Origin of the sequence: Phocaeicola plebeius (assembly GCF_003437535.1) — a bacterium.
In the GTDB taxonomy this organism is placed as follows: domain Bacteria; phylum Bacteroidota; class Bacteroidia; order Bacteroidales; family Bacteroidaceae; genus Phocaeicola; species Phocaeicola plebeius_A.
Genome location: NZ_QSQT01000004.1, coordinates 144,203 through 165,539 on the forward strand (window position 1 = coordinate 144,203; position 21,337 = coordinate 165,539).

Here is a 21,337-nt window from a genome sequence, read left to right on the forward strand (position 1 = left end):
TGTAGCGGTAGGATGAATAAAAAATTAATTAGTAAATAATAAAAAAGAAATATACAATGGGATTTAATGAATTTATAAGCAAGCTGTTCGGAAACAAGGCGTCTCGTGACATGAAGGAAATTCAGCCGTGGGTAGAAAAGGTAAAAGCCGTTTATCCGGAAATTTCCAAGTTGACGAACGATGAACTACGTGCGAAAACAGAAGAACTGAAGAAGTTTATCAAGGATTCAGCCGCAGAGGAAAATAAAAAGATTGAAGAGCTGAAAGCTACGATTGAATCTACTGACCTTGAAAAACGTGAGGCTATTTTCTCTCAAATTGATAAGTTGGAGAAAGAAGTCCTGGAAAAATACGAGAAAGCACTTAGTGAAGTGTTACCGACTGCTTTTTCTATTGTAAAAGATACGGCTCGCCGTTTGTCAGAAAATGAAGAATTGGAAGTAACTGCCAGCGATTTTGATCGTGAACTTGCTGCACAGGGACGTGACTTTGTTCGTATTGAAGGTGACAAGGCTATTTGGAAGAATCATTGGAATGCGGGTGGAAACGAAATGACCTGGAACATGGTACATTACGATGTGCAGTTGTTTGGTGGCGTGGTATTGCATCAAGGTAAGATTGCGGAAATGGCAACCGGTGAAGGTAAAACCTTGGTAGCAACACTTCCGGTGTTCCTGAATGCTTTAACTGGTAATGGCGTACACGTAGTAACTGTCAACGATTATTTGGCAAAGCGTGACTCTGAGTGGATGGGCCCGCTCTATATGTTCCATGGACTGAGTGTAGATTGTATTGACAAGCATCAGCCTAACTCTGAAGCTCGTCGTCGTGCGTATATGGCAGATATTACTTTTGGTACCAACAATGAATTCGGTTTCGATTATTTGCGTGATAATATGGCCGTTTCTCCGAAGGATTTGGTACAGCGTAAGCATAATTATGCCATTGTCGATGAGGTGGACTCTGTATTGATTGATGATGCACGTACTCCGTTGATTATTTCTGGTCCGGTGCCTAAAGGCGACCAGCAATTATTTGAAGTACTTCGTCCGTTGGTAGAACGTCTGGTAGAAGCACAGCGTAAACTGGCTACCCAGTATCTGGCCGATGCCAAACGTTTGATTGCTTCAGATAAGAAGGAAGATCAGGAAGCTGGTTTCCTTGCTCTTTTCCGTAGCCACAAAGCATTGCCTAAAAACAAACCGTTGATTAAGTTCCTGAGCGAACCGGGTATCAAGGCTGGTATGCTGAAGACGGAAGAAATCTATATGGAACAGAATAACAAGCGTATGCCGGAAGCGGTAGAACCTTTGTATTTTGTGATTGATGAAAAACTGAAGAGCGTAGATTTGACAGATAAAGGAGTAGACCTGATTACCGGTAACTCACAGGATCCTACCTTGTTCGTACTTCCTGATATTGCAGCTCAGTTGTCTGAACTTGAAAATCAGAAAGGGCTGTCTGATGAAGAACGTCTGGCTAAGAAAGATGAGTTGATGACCAATTACGCCATTAAAGCAGAACGCGTACACACCATTAATCAGCTGTTGAAGGCATACACCATGTTCGAAAAAGATACGGACTATGTGGTTATGGATGGTCAGGTAAAGATTGTCGACGAACAGACAGGACGTATCATGGATGGCCGTCGTTGGAGCGATGGTTTGCACCAGGCTGTAGAAGCCAAGGAAGGTGTGAAGGTAGAAGCTGCTACACAGACCTTTGCAACTATCACCTTACAGAACTACTTCCGTATGTACCATAAGTTGTCAGGTATGACCGGTACTGCAGAAACAGAAGCTGGAGAGTTCTGGGATATCTATAAGCTGGATGTAGTGGTGATTCCGACAAATCGTCCGATTGCCCGTATCGATATGAACGACCGCGTTTATAAAACGAAACGTGAGAAATATAAAGCTGTAATCGAAGAAATTGAGAAGATGGTACAGGCTGGTCGTCCGGTGCTGGTAGGTACTACTTCAGTAGAAATTTCAGAAATGTTGAGCAAGATGCTTACCTTGCGTAAGATCGAACATAATGTATTGAATGCAAAGTTACACCAGAAGGAAGCTGAAATTGTAGCGAAAGCAGGTCAGAGTTCTACGGTAACTATTGCTACGAACATGGCTGGTCGTGGTACCGATATTAAGCTGAGCGCAGAAGTGAAAGCTGCCGGTGGTTTGGCCATTATTGGTACAGAACGTCACGAATCACGTCGTGTAGACCGTCAGTTGCGTGGTCGTGCCGGACGTCAGGGAGACCCGGGTTCTTCTGTATTCTTCGTATCGTTGGAAGACGATTTGATGCGTCTGTTCTCATCCGACCGTATTGCTACTGTGATGGATAAGTTAGGATTCAAGGAGGGAGAAATGATTGAGCACAAGATGATTTCTAACTCCATTGAACGTGCGCAGAAGAAGGTGGAAGAAAACAACTTCGGTATCCGTAAACGTCTGTTGGAATACGATGACGTGATGAACAAGCAGCGTACAGTGGTTTACACCAAACGTCGTCATGCACTTATGGGAGAACGTATCGGAATGGATATTGTGGATATGATTTGGGAACGTTGTTACAATGCCGTACAGCAGCCGACTTATGATGATGCCAAGATGGAAATTCTTCAGGTACTGGCTATGGAAGCTCCGTTTACTGAAGAAGATTTCCGTTCCAAGAAGAAAGACGATCTGGCAGAGCAGACTTTTCAGGAAGCTATGGCATTGTTCAAACATAAGACTGAACGTATGGCTCAGATTGCTAATCCGGTTATCAAGCAGGTATATGAGGCTCAGGGACACATGTATGAGAATATCATGATACCTATTACCGATGGCAAGCGTATGTACAACATTTCAGTAAATTTGAAAGCTGCATACGAAAGCGAATCAAAAGAAATTGTGAAGTCGTTCGAAAAAGCTATCTTGTTGCATACAATTGACGATGCATGGAAAGAAAACTTGCGTGAACTGGATGAACTGAAACATTCTGTACAGAACGCAAGCTATGAGCAGAAAGATCCGCTGTTGATTTTCAAACTGGAATCTGTGAATCTGTTTGATAACATGGTCAACAAGATAAATAATAATACCATTTCTGTATTGATGCGTGGTCAGATACCGGTACAGGAACCGGAACAGGTGCGTGAAGCAGCTCCTGAACCTCAGGCTCCTCGTCAGCAGTATCGTGAAGAAAAGCAGGATTTGACTGACCCAGATCAGCGTGAAGCTGCAGGTCGCGATACTCGTGAACAGAAGCAAGAGCCTTATCGCGCAGAAAAGACAGTCGGTCGCAATGACCCATGTCCTTGTGGCAGCGGATTGAAATATAAGAACTGTCACGGTAAGAATGCTTGATTAGGCATTTGATTGAGATATTTGAGACACGGTTTTCACCGTTTGCAGATTTTTATTTCTTAATTTAGAATAATCTGTGAAAACGATGGAATCCGTGTCTTTTTTATTTATTATTTTTGTTTGCGAACAAAAAAGTAGTGAATTATGAAGAAATACATCGTGGCCGGAATCCTTTTTGCAGCTACCATGCTGGTTTCATGCGGAGGACTTCAGTCTTTTACATTTGATCAGTTATATCCTGCAGAAGTCACTTTTCCAGAACAAGTCCGCACGGTGGCAGTAGTAAATCATGCGCCTGCCATTCCTTCCCCTAAAAAGAATTTGCTGACATTGGGAAAATTAGATGGAGATGGAAAAGTGTTGTCAGAAACTCTGGCCGGAGGCCTGGCGGATAGTCGTTATTTTCAGCAGGTAGTTATTTCTGATTCAGCGATTACACAGGAGCTGACAGAAGGAGAAATTCTTCCTCAACCGGTAGTAGACAGCCTGGCTCAGGTACTTGGAGTAGACATGATTCTTTCCGTAGACAGAATCCAATTGCTGACTGGTAAGAAAGAGATTTATTATCCGGGCTTGATGGTTCCTTTTGCTGCTTTTGATTTGAAAATGCGTCCTGTGCTGCGTGCATATATTCCTTCTCGGGTAATGCCAGTCGTGACTATCAGCAAGGTAGATAGCTTGTTGTGGGATTTGAATCCCACATTGTCTGATCATGACGTGGTGAACGAAGCCTCTCAGCACACAGGTTTTACACTCGTAAATCAACTGGTGCCTCATTGGAAGAGTGTGGATCGCATTTATTTTGATGGAGGAAATCCGGATATGCGTGATGCGGCTGTTTCGTTGCGTGAAGGAGACTGGCAGGAAGCCGGTCGCTTGTGGAAGAACTTATACGACTCATTGAAGAAGGGAAAGTTAAAATCGCGTGCCGCCTTCAATATGGCTTTGGCTTGTGAGGTACAGGGAATGATGAGCGAAGCTGTTGACTGGATTGAGAAGTCAAAAAGCTGTGCTGCTAAAGGTTCGGAAGAAGAACGTGCTGCTCTCTTTTATTCTACAATTTTACAGGAGCGGGCTAAGGATTTTCAGTTGCTGAACCTCCAAATGGCGCGTTTTGGCAACAAATTCAATTAATAATATCTTGTTCGATTCATTTTTTTTGTACATTTGAGTACATAAAAAGAATATAGCCTATGAAAATGAGTGAACAATCACGTGCTTCAATAGTCTCGGCTCTGAAAACAGCCCTTTGCCGGTATACATCAGAAGGAGATGAAACGGTCGTTACAGATATTCATTTGCAACCCAACTCAGAAAGTGGTGAGCTGATTATTTTCGACGATGACGATCAGGAATTGTCGCGTACGATTATCAATGAGTGGGTAGAATATGAGAGTGATGACTTCTATACTGTAGTAGAACCGATTCTTCGTGCTGAGGTTGAGGCGCTGAAAGAGAGCGGAAAACTGGAGAAGCTTTGTCTGATGAAGCCTTACTCTTTTGTACTGGTAGACGAAGACAAAGAAACGGTAGCCGAATTGCTTCTTGTGGACGAAGATGATACCTTGCTACTGAATGATGAGCTGCTAAAAGGGCTGGATGAAGAACTGGATGCCTTTTTGAAGGATTTGCTGGAACGTTAAATTCCGATAGAATGGGAGAGCGAATCACATTCCGCCGCAATGAGGGGTTGCGAAGCATACATCCTCATTGGAGAGGGAATCCGACGGTGAATGGTAAGTTTTTTAACCGTCAGCATCGTTGGAAGCCAGGTGTAGGGAGTGTCCTGAAATGGCGTTTCTCTCCTAATCCTCAGCGGAAAGAAAAGCGTACAATCAAGTGGAATCCCAAAGTACATTATCTCACTTCCTTGGAGAAAGTGGTGGGTAATTCATTGATTTGGCTGGGGCATAACTCTTTTTTTCTTCAACTGGGTGGAAAGCGTTTGATGATTGATCCTGTATATGGAAGCATTCCGTTTGTCAAACGCCGAAGTCAATTTCCTGCCGATCCGTCTATCTTTCGTCAGATAGATTATCTGCTTATTAGTCATGATCATTTTGACCATCTGGATAAACCGAGTGTGGCACGTCTGGTAGCAGACAATCCTCAACTTAAACTTTTTTGTGGTTTGAACACGGGGGCTTTGATTAAAAGCTGGTTTCCTAATCTGAAAGTGATAGAGGCCGCATGGTATGAACAGTATGTCGACGGTGATTTCCGCTTGACTTTTTTACCTGCACAGCACTGGAGCAAGCGTGGTGTGAGCGATGGAGGAGAGCGCTTGTGGGGTTCCTTTATGATTCAGGGAGATGGGATTACCATTTACAATAGTGGAGATACCGGATATGCCCGGCATTTTGAAGAAATAGCCGGATTTTTCTTTCACATAGATTATTGCATGGTAGGAATCGGAGCTTACAAACCTCGCTGGTTTATGAAGCCGAATCATATATCTCCATATGATGCATTAACTGCTTCGGCCGATTTGCATGCAAAGGTTACAATTCCGATGCATTATGGCACTTTTGACCTTTCAGATGAACCCTTGTTCGATCCTCCTCATGTGTTTGCGGCAGAAGCCAAGAAGCGCGGTATGCCGGTCATTATTCCTGAGTTAGGAGAAATTATCAAGTTGCAGCCGATTCGATAGAGATTATATCGTCAAAAAAATAAAAAAGTCCGGAAATCTCATCTTCTGCATGTTGTCAGAAAATAGATTTCCGGACTTTCTATTGTCAATTGTTTTGTTTTCGAATTATAATAAATCCGCCGGTCATCGGCAGCGGGTTACTTCGTGTGAGCGTTTTCACTCAACATGACGTACCCCCAGATCATAGGATCTGCATTTGCAATCTTCTTGAAAATCTTTGTTACCTTTTTCATAACTGTTATCCTTTCATTTGCTTTTTGTTAGTACCTATTGTATCTTAATCTCTAGTTTAGTTATTGTTTTTCGAGGTGCTCTTCGCAGAGGACCTTTCAAATCTTTGTTACCTATTGTTGTTATCCTTAATCTTTTTATCCTTTCCTCCAGAACCCTTTCAGGTTCCTTCGTTCGTTTTATTACACTGCAAAGGTAATGCCTTTTTTTTGAAAAACATGTTTTAAAGCATATAATTTTATTTTTTCCTCTTTTTATTGACATAAATCAATGTATGAGGATAAGCTGACAATAGGCCTTGTCCCCTTGTCAGTAGTATCTGACAATTTGTCTTCTTTGGTATAAAATAAGGGCTGCCACAGTGTCATGTGACAGCCCTTGTGAATAAATATTTCTCGGCTAAAAACTTAACGCTTCAATGCCGCAATGCTTTCTTTCAATGCCGCAATTTTTGTTTCGGCATCAGCCTGTTTCTTGCGTTCCATTTCAATGACATTGGCCGGAGCCTTGCTGACAAACTTTTCGTTGCTCAGCTTTTTCATTACGCTTTGCAAGAATCCTTCCTGATATTTCAGGTCAGCTTCCAGTTTCTTCAGCTCTTCTTCTACGTTAATCAGGTTACCCAATGGTACGGCATATTCTGTAGTACCCACCATGAAGGCAGCAGCTCCTTCCGACTTGGTTTCTACCTGCTTGATTTCTGACAAGTTGCAGAGTTTGGCAATTACAGAACCAAAGCCGGCTACCGGATTTTCTCCAGTTACTTCAAGTGCCAAAGCTTCTTTCTGTGCAATGTTCTTCTGCAGGCGGATGGTACGGATGCCACTGATTACTTCTTTCACAGCTTCAAACTGTGCAATCAGTGTTTCGTTGTAAGGCATGTCTTTTACGAGTGTCTGTGTCATGATGCTTTCGCCCGGCTGACGGTCGTAAATGTGCTGCCACAACTCTTCTGTGATGAACGGCATGAACGGATGGAGCAGTTTCAGCAAGGTTTCAAAGAATGCTAATGTCTTTTCGTAGGTTACCTTGTCGATAGGCTGTCCGTATGCAGGTTTCACCATTTCCAGGTACCAGCTTGAGAATTCATCCCAGAACAACTTATACACAGCCATCAATGCTTCGCTCAGACGGTATTTACCGAAGAGGTCGTTTACTTCTTCTGCGGTCTTAGCCAGCATAGAGTCAAACCATTCAGTGGCCAGTTTGGCGTATTCCGGCTGTTTGATGTCGGCTACCTGCCAGCCTTTTACCAGACGGAAGGCATTCCATATCTTGTTGTTGAAGTTACGTCCTTGTTCGCAAAGTGCTTCATCGAAGAGAATATCGTTTCCGGCAGGAGCAGCCAGCATCATACCCATACGCACTCCGTCGGCACCGAACTGTTCAATCAGTTCCAGCGGGTCGGGTGAGTTACCGAGTGATTTTGACATCTTACGGCCAATCTTGTCGCGTACGATACCGGTGAAGTATACGTTGCGGAACGGCATGTCGCCCATGTATTCGTAGCCAGCCATAATCATACGTGCTACCCAGAAGAAAATGATGTCCGGTCCGGTTACCAGGTCGGCAGTCGGGTAGTAGTACTTGATTTCTTCGTTGCTCGGGTTATTGATACCGTCGAACAATGAAATCGGCCACAACCATGAAGAGAACCAGGTGTCGAGACAGTCATCCTCCTGACGCAAATCTTCCATCTTCAGGTTTGCATCTCCGGTTTTTTCCTTAGCCAGTTCCAATGCCTGTTCCGGAGTTTCAGCTACTACGAAACCACCTTTCGGCAAGTAGTAAGCCGGAATACGGTGTCCCCACCACAGCTGACGGCTGATACACCAGTCTTTAATGTTTTCCAGCCAGTTGCGGTATGTATTCTTATATTTGGCAGGGTAGAACTTCAACTCGTCGTTCATTACCGGCGGCAATGCCATATCAGCGAAATGCTGCATCTTGAGGAACCACTGCATAGACAGTTTCGGTTCGATGGCTACGTTGGTACGTTCAGAGAAACCTACCTTATTTGTATAAGCTTCTACCTTTTCCAGCAATCCTGCTGCATCCAGGTCTTTTTCAATCTGCGCACGTACGTCGAAACGATCCATACCTACATACAGTCCTGCAGCTTCACTCAGTGTACCGTTGTCATTGAAAATATCAATAGAAGGAAGGTTGTATTTTTCTCCCAGCATGTAGTCGTTCACGTCGTGTGCCGGAGTAACTTTCAAACAACCAGTACCGAATTCAATGTCTACATAGCTGTCTTCAATAACCGGAATCACACGTCCTACCAGCGGAACGATAACTTTCTTACCTTTCAGCCACTGGTTCTTCGGGTCTGCCGGGTTGATGCACATAGCTGTATCACCCATGATGGTTTCCGGACGAGTTGTAGCTACTACGGCATAACGGCGACCCTGTGCGTCGCGGTGTACGATTTCACCTTCAGCTCCGGTTTCACCGCTCATGTCGTCATCAGCTACGTAATAACGCAGGTAATACAGTTTGCTATGCTCTTCTTTGTAGATTACTTCTTCGTCAGACAGGGCAGTCAGTGCTTTCGGGTCCCAGTTTACCATACGTACGCCACGGTAAATCAGCCCCTTGTTATAAAGGTCCACGAATACCTTGATTACGCTCTTGCTACGGGTTTCGTCCATGGTGAAAGCCGTACGGTCCCAGTCGCATGATGCGCCCAGTTTGCGGAGCTGCTTCAGAATGATGCCTCCGTGTTCTTCTGTCCACGCCCATGCATGTTTCAAGAACTCTTCACGCGTAAGGTCTGTTTTCTTGATGCCTTGTTGAGCCAGACGGTTTACCACCTTTGCTTCAGTAGCGATGGATGCATGGTCTGTACCCGGTACCCAGCACGCATTCTTTCCCATCATGCGGGCACGTCTTACAAGAATATCCTGGATGGTATTGTTCAGCATGTGTCCCATGTGGAGCACTCCCGTCACGTTAGGGGGAGGAATGACGACGGTGTAAGGTTCACGTCCGTCGGGTTTAGAACTGAAAAGTTTGTGGTCCAGCCAATACTGGTACCATTTTCCCTCCACGTCAGCGGGATTGTACTTACTTGCTAATTCCATGGTTATAATATCTTTATTATTATGTTTATCGTATAATCGGCTGCAAAAATAATAAAACTACTTGGATTTTAGGGGGCTTTGCCCGAAAACTTCATTTGTTCTGGCCCGATAGTGTAAGTACAGGTATTTTTTCTTTACCTTTGCGCCAATAAATTATCAAATAATGCGCGTATGAAAAAGATAGCTTTACCTACAAGAAACGGTCTGATAGACGATCATTTCGGTCATTGTGAGTTTTACACCATTTTCACTGTCGATGAAGAAAACCGCATTGTACGCACACAAGTGCTTCCTTCTCCACAATGCTGTGGATGTAAGTCGGACATTGCTTCCAAATTGCAGGCAGACGGGGTGACTGTAATGCTGGCCGGAAATATGGGCGCAGGTGCGCTGGCAAAACTTTCAGCTTGTGGCATAGAAGTAATCAGAGGATGCCATGGCTCTGTGATGGAGGTGGCTGAGGCCTATCTGGCTGGAAAGATACAGGATTCTGGCGTAGGCTGCGATCATCATCATGAGGGCGGAGAACATCAATGCCCTAACCATTAAAGAGTATCTCCTTTATATATAAAGGGAAATGGAGCACAGTGTTTTATGTTTTCCTTACGCAAACCGTACGTTTCTCGTGGCGGAGCTATACGTTTCCCGTCCGGAAAACATAAGGTTTTGCGCAGGGAAACATAGAAAGTGTATAGTGACTTTAAAAACATTTTATGGGCGTATAAAAGATGAAAATACTGTGTTGAAGAAAGCGGGTAACGTGCATTCTTTCTTGTAAAATCTTTATATTTGCAAGAGATTATCAACTGCTTCTTTATGAATAAAATAATGAAAATATGTCTTGCAATCTGTCTGTGGGGAATGATTTTGCAAGGCAGTGCACAAACGCAGATTGCATTTATTTCAGATGCACATATTCAGGATGTGGACGGCCATGCCGAACGGGTGCGTTCTATGGAGGCACAGGTACAGTCCACCCGCTTGTTCAATGAAAATTATTATGTATTTTTAGCTGCTCTTGACGATGTAGCTCGCAGAGATATACGCTGGGTAGTGTTGCCGGGCGATTTGACGGATGACGGGCAATTTTTCAATCAGCAAAAAATAAAGGAACTGCTGAATTCGTATGCTGCAGCGAAGGGAATGCGTTTTTTTGTGACTACGGGTAATCACGATCCGGCTCTTCCGTTAGGGCTCGTGAAAAAGAATACACATTTTTTAGCCGCTGACGGAAGCCGTGTGACGCGTGAGGATTCGTGTGCCGGATATGTGTCACAGATGGAATGTTATGCCGATTTTGGCTTTTTCCCTCGGAAGGACGACTGTTATTGGGAAAGTCCTTTTACTTCTTATACGTATGACAAGTATGCTTACGAGGATGCTTGCCGTGAAAGTGTATTGGGCAAGCGGACCTACACATTGTGCGATTCGCTGACGGCTACGGATGCCAGCTACTTGGTAGAACCGGTAGACGGACTCTGGCTGCTGGCTATTGACGGGGGAGTTTATCTTCCAAAAGAAATGAAGGATGGAAAGTGGACCTATCAAGGTTCCAGTGCCGGATATAATCTTGTACTGAAACACAAACCGTTCCTGTTGCCTTGGGTGCGGAAGGTAGTAGAAGAAGCACGGAAACGCCATAAGACGTTGGTAGCATTTTCACATTATCCGTTGGTCGATTTCAATGACGGAGTGTCGGAATCTGTACGTCGGATGTGGGGAGACCGCTGCTTCGATTTGCACCGTGTGCCGGAGGCCGAAGTGAGTGAGGCTTTTCTGCAAGTTGGACTTCGTTTGCATTTTGCCGGACACATGCACGTGAATGATACTGGTATCTGGGAAGGAAAAGACGGGAAACACCTATATAATATACAGGTTCCTTCAATTGCAACCTATGTGCCGGCCTATAAGATTCTGACCATTGAAAGCGATGAGGTATTTCGGGTAGAAACGGTGATGCTGGACACGGTGCCAGGATTCGATAGCTTGTTTCCTTTGTATCGGGCGGAATACCAGTCGGACAGTTTGAGAGGACATTCACCTGTATGGAATAAGGAAATTCTTTCTGCCCGTACGTATGGAGAATTCTGTGATTATCAGTTTCGTGATTTGGTTCGCTTGCGATTCATACCGCGCGACCTTCCAGAATCTTGGCAGGCCTGCCTGGATTTTACTGGTGCCCGGATGCTAAAAGCCGTGTCGGGAGAAGATAAGTCGGATGATGCTGACTGGACTGACTGGTGTATGAAAGATTTGGTTCTGGATTTATATCGTCTGCGTTATGCAGAACGCCTGGCGTTGAAAGATATTCCGGAAACTCGTTTGGCGGCTTATCGTTATCTGTTTGACCGTGCGCGTATTTCTCCACTTCGTTCGGCAGAAGTGGAGATTGTGAACGGGCTGGGTACGCTTTTCCTTGCTTTTCTGAATGGAGAACCTTGTCAGAATTTTGTGATTGACCTGGAAAAAGATGCAATCACAGGCGATTAACTCCGTGAAGTGTACTATTTCCCTCTTAGTTTGCATTATTTTCCTCTTTAGGCTGGGTGTTTCTCCTTACTTTTGCCTAAAATGAGAATTAAATGTTTGCTTAAACTTTTGTTGAAACTATATTACTTATGTGGAACACAAAATCAATATGCTTGTTTCTACTGGGGTTCATTGGAGTAGGAACAGTGGAAGGACAAACTTCCGTAGATTCTTATGAGTATTCTTCTTATGTCGACCCTCGTATCGGTTCCGAGGGACTGGGACGTGTATTTATCGGACCGTCGTGCCCGTATGGCATGGTAAAGCCTTCGCCCGACTGTACGCCTTCGCCCAATAGCGGATGGTTGCCTATGCCGGAACGGGTGGATGGATTTGCTCAGGTGCATGTCAGTGGTACGGGGGGAGGTCCCAAGTATGGTAATGTGCTGGTCACTCCATTTGGAGATGGAATGGACTGGGTCAACCATTATGATTACCGTGAGTATGAAACCATTCGTTTGGGATATTATGACACGCAGTTTAAGCAGAACGGCATTCGTACGGAAATCACTACTGCCAATCGTGCTTCTTTCTATCGTTTTACTTATCCGGAAGATTCTTTGAAATCGCTGGCAGTGGATGCGGGTTTCTTCTTGGGAGAAAATCCGGTGCCGGATGCACGCGAGGCGCAGCAGTTTGTCGGTTCTGAAATTCAGATACTTTCCGACCATGAAGTAGCAGGCTATACACGTATTCGTGGCGGATGGAACAACGGAAAGGCTTATACGGTATATTTCTATGCGGAAACAGACCGCCCGTTTGTGCAGTCACTTACCTGGAAAGGTAACCGTATTACGGAGGCACAGTCGCAGTATGACTCTGCAGAAAAGACCGGTGCCTTGTTGCGTTTTGCGAAGAACGATAAAGTGGTGCAGTTGAAAGTGGGCATTTCTTTTTTGAGCATGCAGAAGGCAAAATTCAATGCACATTCCGAAATTCCTCACTGGTCATTTGAAAAGGTACATCAGGATTTGTTAGGACAGTGGGAGCAATTGTTTCAAAAGATAGAAATCGATCCGTCTACTCCGCTTGCAAAGAAACGCATGTTCTATACCGGACTGTATCATACCATGCTGATGCCGGTAGACCGTACGGGCGAGAATCCGCTGTGGAGTGATCCGGAACCTTATTATGACGATTTTTATGCCATTTGGGATACGTATCGCAGTTCTTCTCCGTTGATAACTTTGATTGACCCGAAACGGGAAGCTGACATTGTGCGTTCGCTGGTAAACATTTACAAACGTGACGGTTATATGCCCGATGCACGTAGCGGTAACAGTAACGGCCGTACGCAGGGTGGTTCGAATGCGGAGATTGTGATTGCCGATGCCTTTGTGAAAGGATTAAAAGGAATTGATTATGAACTGGCATTGGAAGCCATGCTGAAGGATGCTACGGTACCTCCCGGTGGAAATGAAGAGGCAGAAGGCCGGGGTGGACTGATTCCTTATCTGGAGTTAGGATACATACCTCATGGTATTGACCGTGCAGGTAACCGTACGGTAGAATATTCTTATTGTGATTATGCCATTGCGTTGGTAGCTAAAGGCTTGGGTAAAGAAGACCTGTATCAGCGTTATTTGAAGCAGTCGGAAAACTGGAAAAACTTGTGGCGTAGTGATTATGAGCATGAAGGGGCGAAAGGCTTTATCATGCCGCGCGACAAGGAAGGAAACTGGTTGGACTCTATTCCTTTCGGTCATTCTACTCGCATGCAGCCGAAGTTTAAATATACACCGGTCACCTTCGAAGGACCGTGGTACACTCCCTGGTGGGGCATGTTTTTCTATGAGGCCAGCTCTTGGGAATACTCGCTGAGCATTCCGCACGATGTGCCGGGGCTGATAGAGAAATGTGGCGGGGCGGCCGATTTTGAGAAACGACTGGATATTTTCTTTGACAAAGGTTTCTTCAATGTCAATAACGAACCGTCTTTCCTGACACCTTGTCTGTATCACTGGCTGGGTAAACCCTGGCGCTCAAGCGACCGTATCCGTGAGATTATTGCAAAGAACTACAACGACGGTCCGGTAGGTTTGCCGGGTAATGATGACTCAGGTGCCATGTCTTCCTGGCTGGCTTTCCACATGATAGGTTTGTATCCGAATGCCGGACAGGATTATTACCTGATTCATACACCGCTACTGGAGTCTACAACTTTCCATCTGGAAGGAGGAAAGGAATTTAAGGTAGTGGCCAAAGGACTTTCGGATAAAAACTGTTATATCCAGGGTGTGACATTGAATGGAAAAGACTATCCATATTCTGTTTTGCGTCACAAGGATATAATGGCCGGAGGTGAGCTGGTATTGAAAATGGGAAAGAAACCCGGAAACTGGGGAAAGGAACTGGGATTGGATAAATAAGATGCGTATGAAAAAAAGATATTTACTTGGATTTTTAACGGCATGCCTGTGGTGCACGGGCATGCTGTCCGCACAGACTGCCGTATCGGATACATTGAAGTTTGTGTTCAAGTTGCATGGCCAGACCCGCCGTTATCAGGTAGTTTTCTGTCAGCAAGGAGAGAATATACAGATGAATTGGGGGATTGAACGCAACCTGCGCTGGCAGTCGGGCAGTTACACCATGACACCGGAGGCCTTGAAAAACGGAAAACAGTTGTGCTTCCTGCAACCGGAGGACGGAAATCACTTGACGCTCTCATCTTTGGAAACAGCGTATGTGTTACCTCAGAATGCATTGCAGCAGTTGAAAGAAAAGGGAAGTATGGAGTTTAACCGGACGATGTATGACCGGGTAGCCGATGAATCGGAAAAGAATACCGGACGTCCGTTATTACATGTAGTGGACCGCCATGAAGGGGGTGAGATGTGGATATGGGACAATCCGTCTCTGCCCGTGGTGTGGCGTATGAAAAACAACCCGCTGGAAATAAACTGGCAGGTGGAAGTGAAATAGGATTTGCTTTTTTGTCGTACCTTTGCAGGGTAAAACAGAAAAATAGAAAATCATGCATACAAGAGAAGAAAAGATGGAAGCGTTCGGACGCCTGCTCGACGTGCTGGACGAGTTACGGGTGAAATGTCCGTGGGACCGTAAACAGACTAATGAAAGTTTGCGTCCGAACACGATTGAAGAAGTGTATGAACTCTGTGATGCCCTGATGAAGGACGACAAGAAAAATATTTGCAAGGAATTAGGCGACGTATTGCTACACGTGGTATTCTATGCCAAGATTGGCAGTGAAACGGGCGATTTCGACATCAAGGATGTGTGCGACAAGTTGTGCGACAAACTGATTTTCCGCCATCCGCATGTATTTGGCGAAGTGAAGGCGGATACGGCAGAAAAAGTTTCTGAAAACTGGGAGCAGATTAAGTTGAAGGAAAAAGACGGCAACAAGTCTGTATTAAGCGGGGTACCCGATGCCCTTCCTTCATTGATTAAAGCGTATCGCATTCAGGAAAAGGCCCGCAATGTAGGGTTTGACTGGGAAGAGCGTGAGCAAGTATGGAGCAAGGTAAAGGAAGAGATAGGCGAGTTTGAAGCTGAGGTCGGTCATATGGACAAAGAAAAGGCAGAGGCCGAATTTGGTGATGTAATGTTCAGCCTGATTAATGCGGCCCGCTTGTATAAAATCAATCCGGACAATGCACTGGAGCGAACAAACCAGAAGTTTATCCGTCGTTTTAATTACTTGGAAGCGCATACCATTAAGGAGGGGAAGAATCTGAAGGATATGTCGCTGGAAGAGATGGATGCCATCTGGAACGAAGCAAAGGCAAAAGGCTTGTAAAGAAATCGAGATAGCGCCTACAAAGTGTCATGTTTTTTGTGGAAACACAACTTTCTTGAAAATAATTCTCATGAAAAGGTAACACATGGGAAGAAATGTCTACCTTTGTGGGGCATAAACAACAATTTATTTTAGAAACAATGGTGAACAAAGCTATTATTACAGTGGTGGGTAAGGATACGGTAGGTATCATTGCTCAGGTGTGTACCTATCTGGCAGAAAATAAAGTGAATATTCTGGATATTTCGCAGACCATCGTGCAGGAGTATTTCACAATGATGATGATTGTGGATATGACCAAGCTGGAAAAACCTTTTGAACAGGTGGTGAGCGAACTGACGAATATCGGTTCAGGCATTGGGGTACAGATCAAATGCCAGCGTGAAGAAATCTTTGACAAAATGCATCGTATCTAATAAAAACGGGAAACGGTATGATTAATATAACTGAGGTTCTTGAAACCAACAAGATGATAGAACAGGAGAACCTGGATGTGCGTACCATTACCATGGGGATCAACCTGCTGGATTGTGCGGACAGTAACCTGGAGGTGCTTTGTCAGAATATATATAACAAGATTACCGGTCTGGCAAAGAATCTGGTGCAGACGGGTGAGGACATTTCCAAGGAATTTGGAATTCCTATCGTAAACAAGCGTATCTCGATTACGCCTATTGCATTGGTGGGAGGAACGGCTTGTAAGACTCCGGATGATTACGTGCTGATTGCCAAGACGCTGGATAAGGCTGCAGGAGAATTGGGCGTAAACTTTATCGGAGGATATTCGGCTATTGTGTCGAAAGGTATGAGCCGTAGCGATGAGTTACTGATTCGTTCTATTCCGAAGGCTTTGGCTTGTACGGAACGTATCTGTAGTTCAATAAATGTAGGCTCTACCAAGACCGGCATCAACATGGATGCAGTGAAATTGATGGGTGAAATCATTAAGGAAACGGCGGAAATGACGAAAGAACGTGACTCATTAGGTTGTGCCAAATTGGTGGTGCTTTGTAATGCTCCGGATGACAATCCGTTTATGGCCGGTGCTTTCCATGGCGTTTCAGAACCGGATGCCGTTATCAACGTGGGTGTCAGCGGTCCGGGTGTGGTGAAATATGCCCTGGAACAGATTCGTGGCAAAAGCTTTGAAGTGCTTTGTGAAACCATCAAGCGCACGGCGTTCAAGATTACGCGTGTGGGGCAGCTGGTGGCACAGGAAGCTTCTCGCCGTTTGAATGTGCCGTTTGGTATCATCGACCTTTCGTTGGCTCCAACTCCGGCAGTAGGTGACAGTGTGGCAGAGATTCTTCAGGAAATCGGATTGGAATATCCGGGTGCACCGGGAACAACGGCTGCCTTAGCCCTGTTGAACGACCAGGTGAAGAAGGGTGGTGTAATGGCTTCTTCTTACGTGGGCGGACTGAGTGGTGCGTTTATTCCGGTCAGTGAAGACCAGGGAATGATTGATGCGGTTGTGGCTGGGGCCTTGACCATTGAAAAACTGGAAGCCATGACGTGTGTATGCTCTGTAGGGCTGGATATGATTGCCATTCCGGGTAGTACTTCAGCAGCAACCATTTCAGGAATGATTGCCGATGAATCGGCCATTGGTATGGTTAACCAGAAAACGACGGCAGTGAGAATCATTCCGGTAGTAGGAAAGGAAGTGGGCGATACGGTAGAGTTTGGTGGATTGCTGGGCTATGCACCGGTAATGCCGGTCAACCGTTTCAGCTGTGAAGCTTTTGTGAACCGTGGTGGACGAATTCCTGCTCCGATTCACAGTTTCAAGAACTGATTTTACGGATACATAAATAAAAAAAGAGGGAGGCTTTGCCGGATTTGACAGTCGGTAAGCCTCCCTTTCTTTATAACCTTAATACGATGGTAATTGTTTTACTGTACCAACTACTATAACACCTCAAAGGGGAAAATTGTTTAAGGGGAGAGTCGAAAAAAGTGTTAGGACACTGACGGATTTGTGCTATCTTTGTGGCGGATTTATTTTGACCTGTATGACAGACTATTTGAATGAACTGAATGAAAGTCAGCGCGAGGCGGTATTGTACAACGAAGGTCCTTCGCTGGTGATTGCCGGAGCCGGTTCCGGAAAGACCCGCGTGCTGACATACAAGATAGCCTATTTGCTGGACAACGGTTATGAGCCGTGGTCCATTCTGGCCTTGACCTTTACCAATAAGGCCGCTCGTGAAATGAAGGAGCGTATTGCCCGTCAGGTAGGGCAGGAACGTGCCCGTTATCTTTGGATGGGGACTTTCCATTCTATTTTTTCACGGATATTGCGGGCCGAGGCTGAGGCGCTGGGTTTTACTCCTAATTTTACAATTTACGATGCGACGGATTCCAAAAGTCTGGTGAAAACTATCATAAAAGAAATGAACCTGGACGATAAGGTTTACAAGCCGGGGATGGTGCAGGGCCGCATCAGCAATGCCAAGAATCACCTGGTGTTGCCGGAGGCATACGCGGCAAATGCCGAACTCATAGAAGCTGACCGGGCTGCGAAGGTGCCTCTGTTGCATGAAATCTACCTGCGTTACTGGAACCGCTGCCGGCAGAGTGACGCGATGGACTTTGACGACCTGCTGCTGTACACCTATTTGTTGTTCCGCACTCGTCCGGATATATGTGATAAATATGCGGCGCGTTTCCGTTACATCTTAGTAGATGAGTATCAGGATACGAATTTTGCACAGCACAGCATCGTACTCCAGCTTACGCAGAAACACCAGTTTGTGTGTGTGGTAGGTGATGATGCCCAGAGTATCTATTCTTTCCGTGGAGCCAACATTGATAATATCCTGAATTTTACCCGTACATACAAAGATGCACGGTTGTTTAAGTTGGAGCAGAATTACCGCTCCACGCAGACCATCGTGAATGCGGCGAACAGCCTGATTGCGAAAAACCGCGACCAGATTCAGAAGGAGGTGTTCTCCGAGAAAGACAAGGGGGAACCTATCGGCGTGTTTGCAGCTTATAGCGACGTGGAAGAAGGAGAAATCGTGACCAACAAGATTGCGCAGCTGCATGCCAAGTCGGGATATGCCTATCATGATTTTGCCATCCTTTACCGTACGAATGCACAGAGCCGTATTTTTGAGGAGGCATTGCGCAAGCGCAGCATACCTTACCGTATTTATGGAGGACTCTCGTTTTATCAGCGGAAAGAAGTGAAGGATGTGGTGGCCTATTTCCGCCTGGCGGTGAATCCGCACGATGAAGAGGCTTTCAAGCGTGTCATCAACTATCCGGCACGAGGAATTGGGAATACCACATTGGGTAAGTTGACCGAAGCAGCCGGACGTTGTGAGGTGAGTTTGTGGAAAGTGCTTTGCGAACCGCTGAGCTACGGAGTGGAACTGAATAAAGGAACCTATACCAAGTTGCAGGGATTCCGCGACCTGATTTCGGAATTCGTTACTTTGGCTCGTGAGCAGGATGCCTATACGTTGGGTATGGAACTGGTGAAACGTTCGGGAATCATGGCTGAGATTTATCAGGACCGTTCGCCGGAGAACATGAGCCGTCAGGAAAATATAGAGGAACTGGTGAACGGTATGCGCGATTTCTGCGACGGCCGTCAGGAAGAAGGAAGCCCACATGTGCTTTTGTCGGATTATCTTTCAGAGATTGCCTTGCTGACCGATCAGGATGAAGAGCAGGGAGAAGCACAGCCGAAGGTGACACTGATGACCATTCACTCCGCCAAGGGGCTGGAGTTTCCGAATGTGTTTGTGGTGGGACTGGAAGAAAATCTGTTCCCGAGTCCGCTGTCATCTGCTTCCTATCGGGCACTCGAGGAAGAGCGCCGTCTGTTTTATGTGGCAGTGACACGGGCTGAAGACCACTGCTATTTGTCATACGCCAAGAGCCGTTTCAAATACGGAAAGATGGAGTTCTGTAATCCAAGCCGTTTCTTGAAAGATATTGACGTGCGTTACCTGCAGGTGCCGCAGGAGGAACTGATGGGTACGCGCATCGAAGAAAAGGCCAGCCGCTTCCGGAAAGAAGCCAGCCGTGCATCTTACGAACGCGAACCCCGCGAAACGGGGCCGTCTATGTTTGATGGCGGACCGATGCCGGAAGAACCTCATCGTTTTGTACCTCCTCGTACGCTTCGCCGTATACCTGATGCGAGTCCTTCGGCAGCTCCGGCCGGTCCGTCGGCAGGGGGACTTTCTGCCGGCATGTGGATAGAGCATGAACGCTTCGGCAAAGGGGAAGTGACTCGGGTGGAAGGCAACGGAGACAACTGCAAAGCCACCGTACAGTTCCAGCACGCCGGCGTGAAACAGTTGCTGCTGAAATTTGCCCGTTTTAAGATAATTGATTCAAACACTAAATAACAGAGAAAAAGAATGATAAAAGACTGGGATAAGATACCTTCTCCATGCTATGTCATGGAAGAAGATTTATTGAGAAAGAACCTGACGCTGATTAAGCATGTGGCCGATACGGCGGGAGTGGAAATTATTCTGGCATTTAAAGCCTTTGCCATGTGGAAGTCGTTCCCTATTTTTCGGGAATACATCCGTTACACCACGGCCAGTTCGGAATACGAAGCACGGTTGGCTTTCGAAGAGTTCGGCAGCAAGGCGCATACTTATTCGCCGGCCTATACCGCGCAGAACTTTCCTGCATTCCTGAAGTACAGCAGTCACATCACATTCAACTCCTTGTCGCAGTTTGAGCGTTTTTATCCGATGGCAAAGGCTTATCCGGAGCATGTGTCATGCGGCATCCGTGTCAATCCCGAATATTCGGAGGTGGAAGTAGAGCTCTATAACCCTTGTGCGCCGGGTACACGTTTCGGTGTAACGGCCGACCTGCTTCCGGAGCAGTTGCCCGAAGGTATTGAAGGTTTCCACTGTCATTGTCATTGTGAGTCGAATTCCTACGAGCTGGAACGCACGCTCCAGCATATCGAGGAAAAATTCAGTCGCTGGTTTCCTCAGTTGAAATGGTTGAATCTGGGTGGAGGTCACCTGATGACACGTGCCGATTATGACGTAGACTATTTGATTCGCTTGTTGCAGGGATTGAAATCACGCTATCCGCATCTGCAGATTATTCTGGAACCCGGTTCGGCTTTCACCTGGCAGACTGGTCCGCTGGTGGCATCGGTGGTAGATGTAGTAGAAAGCCGGGGGATACGGACAGCCATTCTGGATGTGAGCTTTACCTGCCACATGCCCGACTGTCTGGAGATGCCTTATCAGCCGCGGGTGCGTAATGCCGAATCTCTTCCGGCTGAGGCGGTGAAAACGGCGACTCGGGAAGACCATGTCTACCGCTTGGGAGGAAACAGTTGCCTGAGTGGCGATTATATGGGCAGCTGGAAGTTTGACCACGAACTGCAGGTAGGAGAGCGGATCGTATTTGAAGACATGATTCATTATACGATGGTCAAGACAAATATGTTCAACGGCATTCATCACCCTTCGATAGCCCTGCTCCATGCTGGTGGAGAACTGGAAGTATATCGCACCTTCCATTACGAGGATTATCGCGACCGGATGTGCTAATAAGTATAGTAAAAAATAGCCTTTAGAAAAACGCTTAGGCATTAGTGAAAAAACGCCTAAGCATTTTGATTCAAACGCAAGTGCGTTTGAGTTAAAACACAAGGACGTTTGGTTTGAAACTGAAGTGTACTGAAAATAGTTGTCAGTTTGAAGATTAATTCCTGACAAAGTTG

14 protein-coding genes are annotated in these 21,337 nt (G+C 45.8%); 13 read left to right on the top strand and 1 reads right to left on the bottom strand.

Annotated elements, in window-relative coordinates; all coding sequences use genetic code 11:
• Window positions 1-56 precede the first annotated feature (56 nt).
• From secA to DXD04_RS03580, 4 genes are all read left to right on the top strand, one after another.
• Window positions 57-3,353 (top strand): preprotein translocase subunit SecA, encoded by a 3,297-nt coding sequence (gene secA / locus DXD04_RS03565; RefSeq protein ID WP_117670945.1) that lies wholly within the window; start codon window positions 57-59, stop codon window positions 3,351-3,353.
• A 144-nt stretch (window positions 3,354-3,497) separates the two neighbouring features.
• A complete protein-coding gene (locus DXD04_RS03570; protein ID WP_117670947.1) occupies window positions 3,498-4,487 on the top strand; it encodes a DUF6340 family protein in 990 nt (329 codons plus the stop codon).
• 59 nt (window positions 4,488-4,546) lie between these two features.
• A complete protein-coding gene (locus DXD04_RS03575; RefSeq protein ID WP_022053855.1) occupies window positions 4,547-4,996 on the top strand; it encodes a hypothetical protein in 450 nt (149 codons plus the stop codon).
• 11 nt (window positions 4,997-5,007) lie between these two features.
• Window positions 5,008-6,006, top strand: coding sequence for an MBL fold metallo-hydrolase (locus tag DXD04_RS03580; protein ID WP_117670949.1), 999 nt, complete (start codon window positions 5,008-5,010; stop codon window positions 6,004-6,006).
• 638 nt (window positions 6,007-6,644) lie between these two features.
• On the opposite strand, the gene DXD04_RS03585 is transcribed toward DXD04_RS03580, so the two are convergent.
• Window positions 6,645-9,323 (bottom strand): valine--tRNA ligase, encoded by a 2,679-nt coding sequence (locus tag DXD04_RS03585; RefSeq protein WP_117670951.1) that lies wholly within the window; start codon window positions 9,321-9,323, stop codon window positions 6,645-6,647.
• 171 nt (window positions 9,324-9,494) lie between these two features.
• Here DXD04_RS03585 and DXD04_RS03590 point away from each other — a divergent pair, with 171 nt between their 5' ends.
• From DXD04_RS03590 to nspC, 9 genes are all read left to right on the top strand, one after another.
• Window positions 9,495-9,872: a NifB/NifX family molybdenum-iron cluster-binding protein gene (locus DXD04_RS03590; RefSeq protein WP_117670953.1), complete on the top strand. Its 378-nt coding sequence runs from the start codon at window positions 9,495-9,497 to the stop codon at window positions 9,870-9,872.
• Window positions 9,873-10,139: 267 nt separating this feature from the next.
• A complete protein-coding gene (locus DXD04_RS03595; protein WP_117670955.1) occupies window positions 10,140-11,813 on the top strand; it encodes a metallophosphoesterase family protein in 1,674 nt (557 codons plus the stop codon).
• A gap of 128 nt (window positions 11,814-11,941) precedes the next feature.
• On the top strand, window positions 11,942-14,221 hold the full coding sequence (locus tag DXD04_RS03600; RefSeq protein WP_259296094.1) for a GH92 family glycosyl hydrolase: 2,280 nt from the start codon (window positions 11,942-11,944) through the stop codon (window positions 14,219-14,221).
• Window positions 14,222-14,228: 7 nt separating this feature from the next.
• Window positions 14,229-14,777 carry a hypothetical protein gene (locus tag DXD04_RS03605; RefSeq protein ID WP_259296093.1) on the top strand — a complete coding sequence of 183 codons (549 nt, stop codon included), beginning with the start codon at window positions 14,229-14,231 and terminating at the stop codon, window positions 14,775-14,777.
• A gap of 52 nt (window positions 14,778-14,829) precedes the next feature.
• Entirely contained in the window at window positions 14,830-15,615 is a 786-nt protein-coding gene (gene mazG, locus DXD04_RS03610; protein ID WP_178269760.1) for a nucleoside triphosphate pyrophosphohydrolase, read from the top strand.
• 143 nt (window positions 15,616-15,758) lie between these two features.
• The gene (locus DXD04_RS03615) at window positions 15,759-16,031 is read left to right on the top strand and encodes an ACT domain-containing protein (RefSeq protein ID WP_117670981.1); all 273 of its coding nucleotides are present in this window, start codon (window positions 15,759-15,761) and stop codon (window positions 16,029-16,031) included.
• 17 nt (window positions 16,032-16,048) lie between these two features.
• Window positions 16,049-17,413, top strand: a complete 1,365-nt coding sequence (locus tag DXD04_RS03620) for a PFL family protein (protein WP_117670961.1) — start codon at window positions 16,049-16,051, stop codon at window positions 17,411-17,413.
• A 217-nt stretch (window positions 17,414-17,630) separates the two neighbouring features.
• Window positions 17,631-19,985 carry an ATP-dependent helicase gene (locus DXD04_RS03625; protein ID WP_117670963.1) on the top strand — a complete coding sequence of 785 codons (2,355 nt, stop codon included), beginning with the start codon at window positions 17,631-17,633 and terminating at the stop codon, window positions 19,983-19,985.
• Window positions 19,986-19,997: 12 nt separating this feature from the next.
• Window positions 19,998-21,164, top strand: a complete 1,167-nt coding sequence (gene nspC, locus DXD04_RS03630; RefSeq protein WP_229035315.1) for a carboxynorspermidine decarboxylase — start codon at window positions 19,998-20,000, stop codon at window positions 21,162-21,164.
• The last annotated feature ends 173 nt before the right edge of the window (window positions 21,165-21,337 follow it).

Bases quoted from the DNA above. Each gene is read 5' to 3' on its own strand.
- DXD04_RS03580 (WP_117670949.1), top strand. From the start codon at position 5,008: ATGGGAGAGCGAATCACATTCCGCCGCAATGAGGGGTTGCGAAGCATA.
- DXD04_RS03590 (WP_117670953.1), top strand. From the start codon at position 9,495: ATGAAAAAGATAGCTTTACCTACAAGAAACGGTCTGATAGACGATCAT.
- DXD04_RS03605 (WP_259296093.1), top strand. From the start codon at position 14,229: ATGAAAAAAAGATATTTACTTGGATTTTTAACGGCATGCCTGTGGTGC.
- DXD04_RS03600 (WP_259296094.1), top strand. From the start codon at position 11,942: ATGTGGAACACAAAATCAATATGCTTGTTTCTACTGGGGTTCATTGGA.
- DXD04_RS03620 (WP_117670961.1), top strand. From the start codon at position 16,049: ATGATTAATATAACTGAGGTTCTTGAAACCAACAAGATGATAGAACAG.
- DXD04_RS03570 (WP_117670947.1), top strand. From the start codon at position 3,498: ATGAAGAAATACATCGTGGCCGGAATCCTTTTTGCAGCTACCATGCTG.
- mazG (WP_178269760.1), top strand. From the start codon at position 14,830: ATGCATACAAGAGAAGAAAAGATGGAAGCGTTCGGACGCCTGCTCGAC.
- DXD04_RS03625 (WP_117670963.1), top strand. From the start codon at position 17,631: ATGACAGACTATTTGAATGAACTGAATGAAAGTCAGCGCGAGGCGGTA.
- DXD04_RS03575 (WP_022053855.1), top strand. From the start codon at position 4,547: ATGAAAATGAGTGAACAATCACGTGCTTCAATAGTCTCGGCTCTGAAA.
- secA (WP_117670945.1), top strand. From the start codon at position 57: ATGGGATTTAATGAATTTATAAGCAAGCTGTTCGGAAACAAGGCGTCT.
- nspC (WP_229035315.1), top strand. From the start codon at position 19,998: ATGATAAAAGACTGGGATAAGATACCTTCTCCATGCTATGTCATGGAA.
- DXD04_RS03585 (WP_117670951.1), bottom strand. From the start codon at position 9,323: ATGGAATTAGCAAGTAAGTACAATCCCGCTGACGTGGAGGGAAAATGG.
- DXD04_RS03595 (WP_117670955.1), top strand. From the start codon at position 10,140: ATGAATAAAATAATGAAAATATGTCTTGCAATCTGTCTGTGGGGAATG.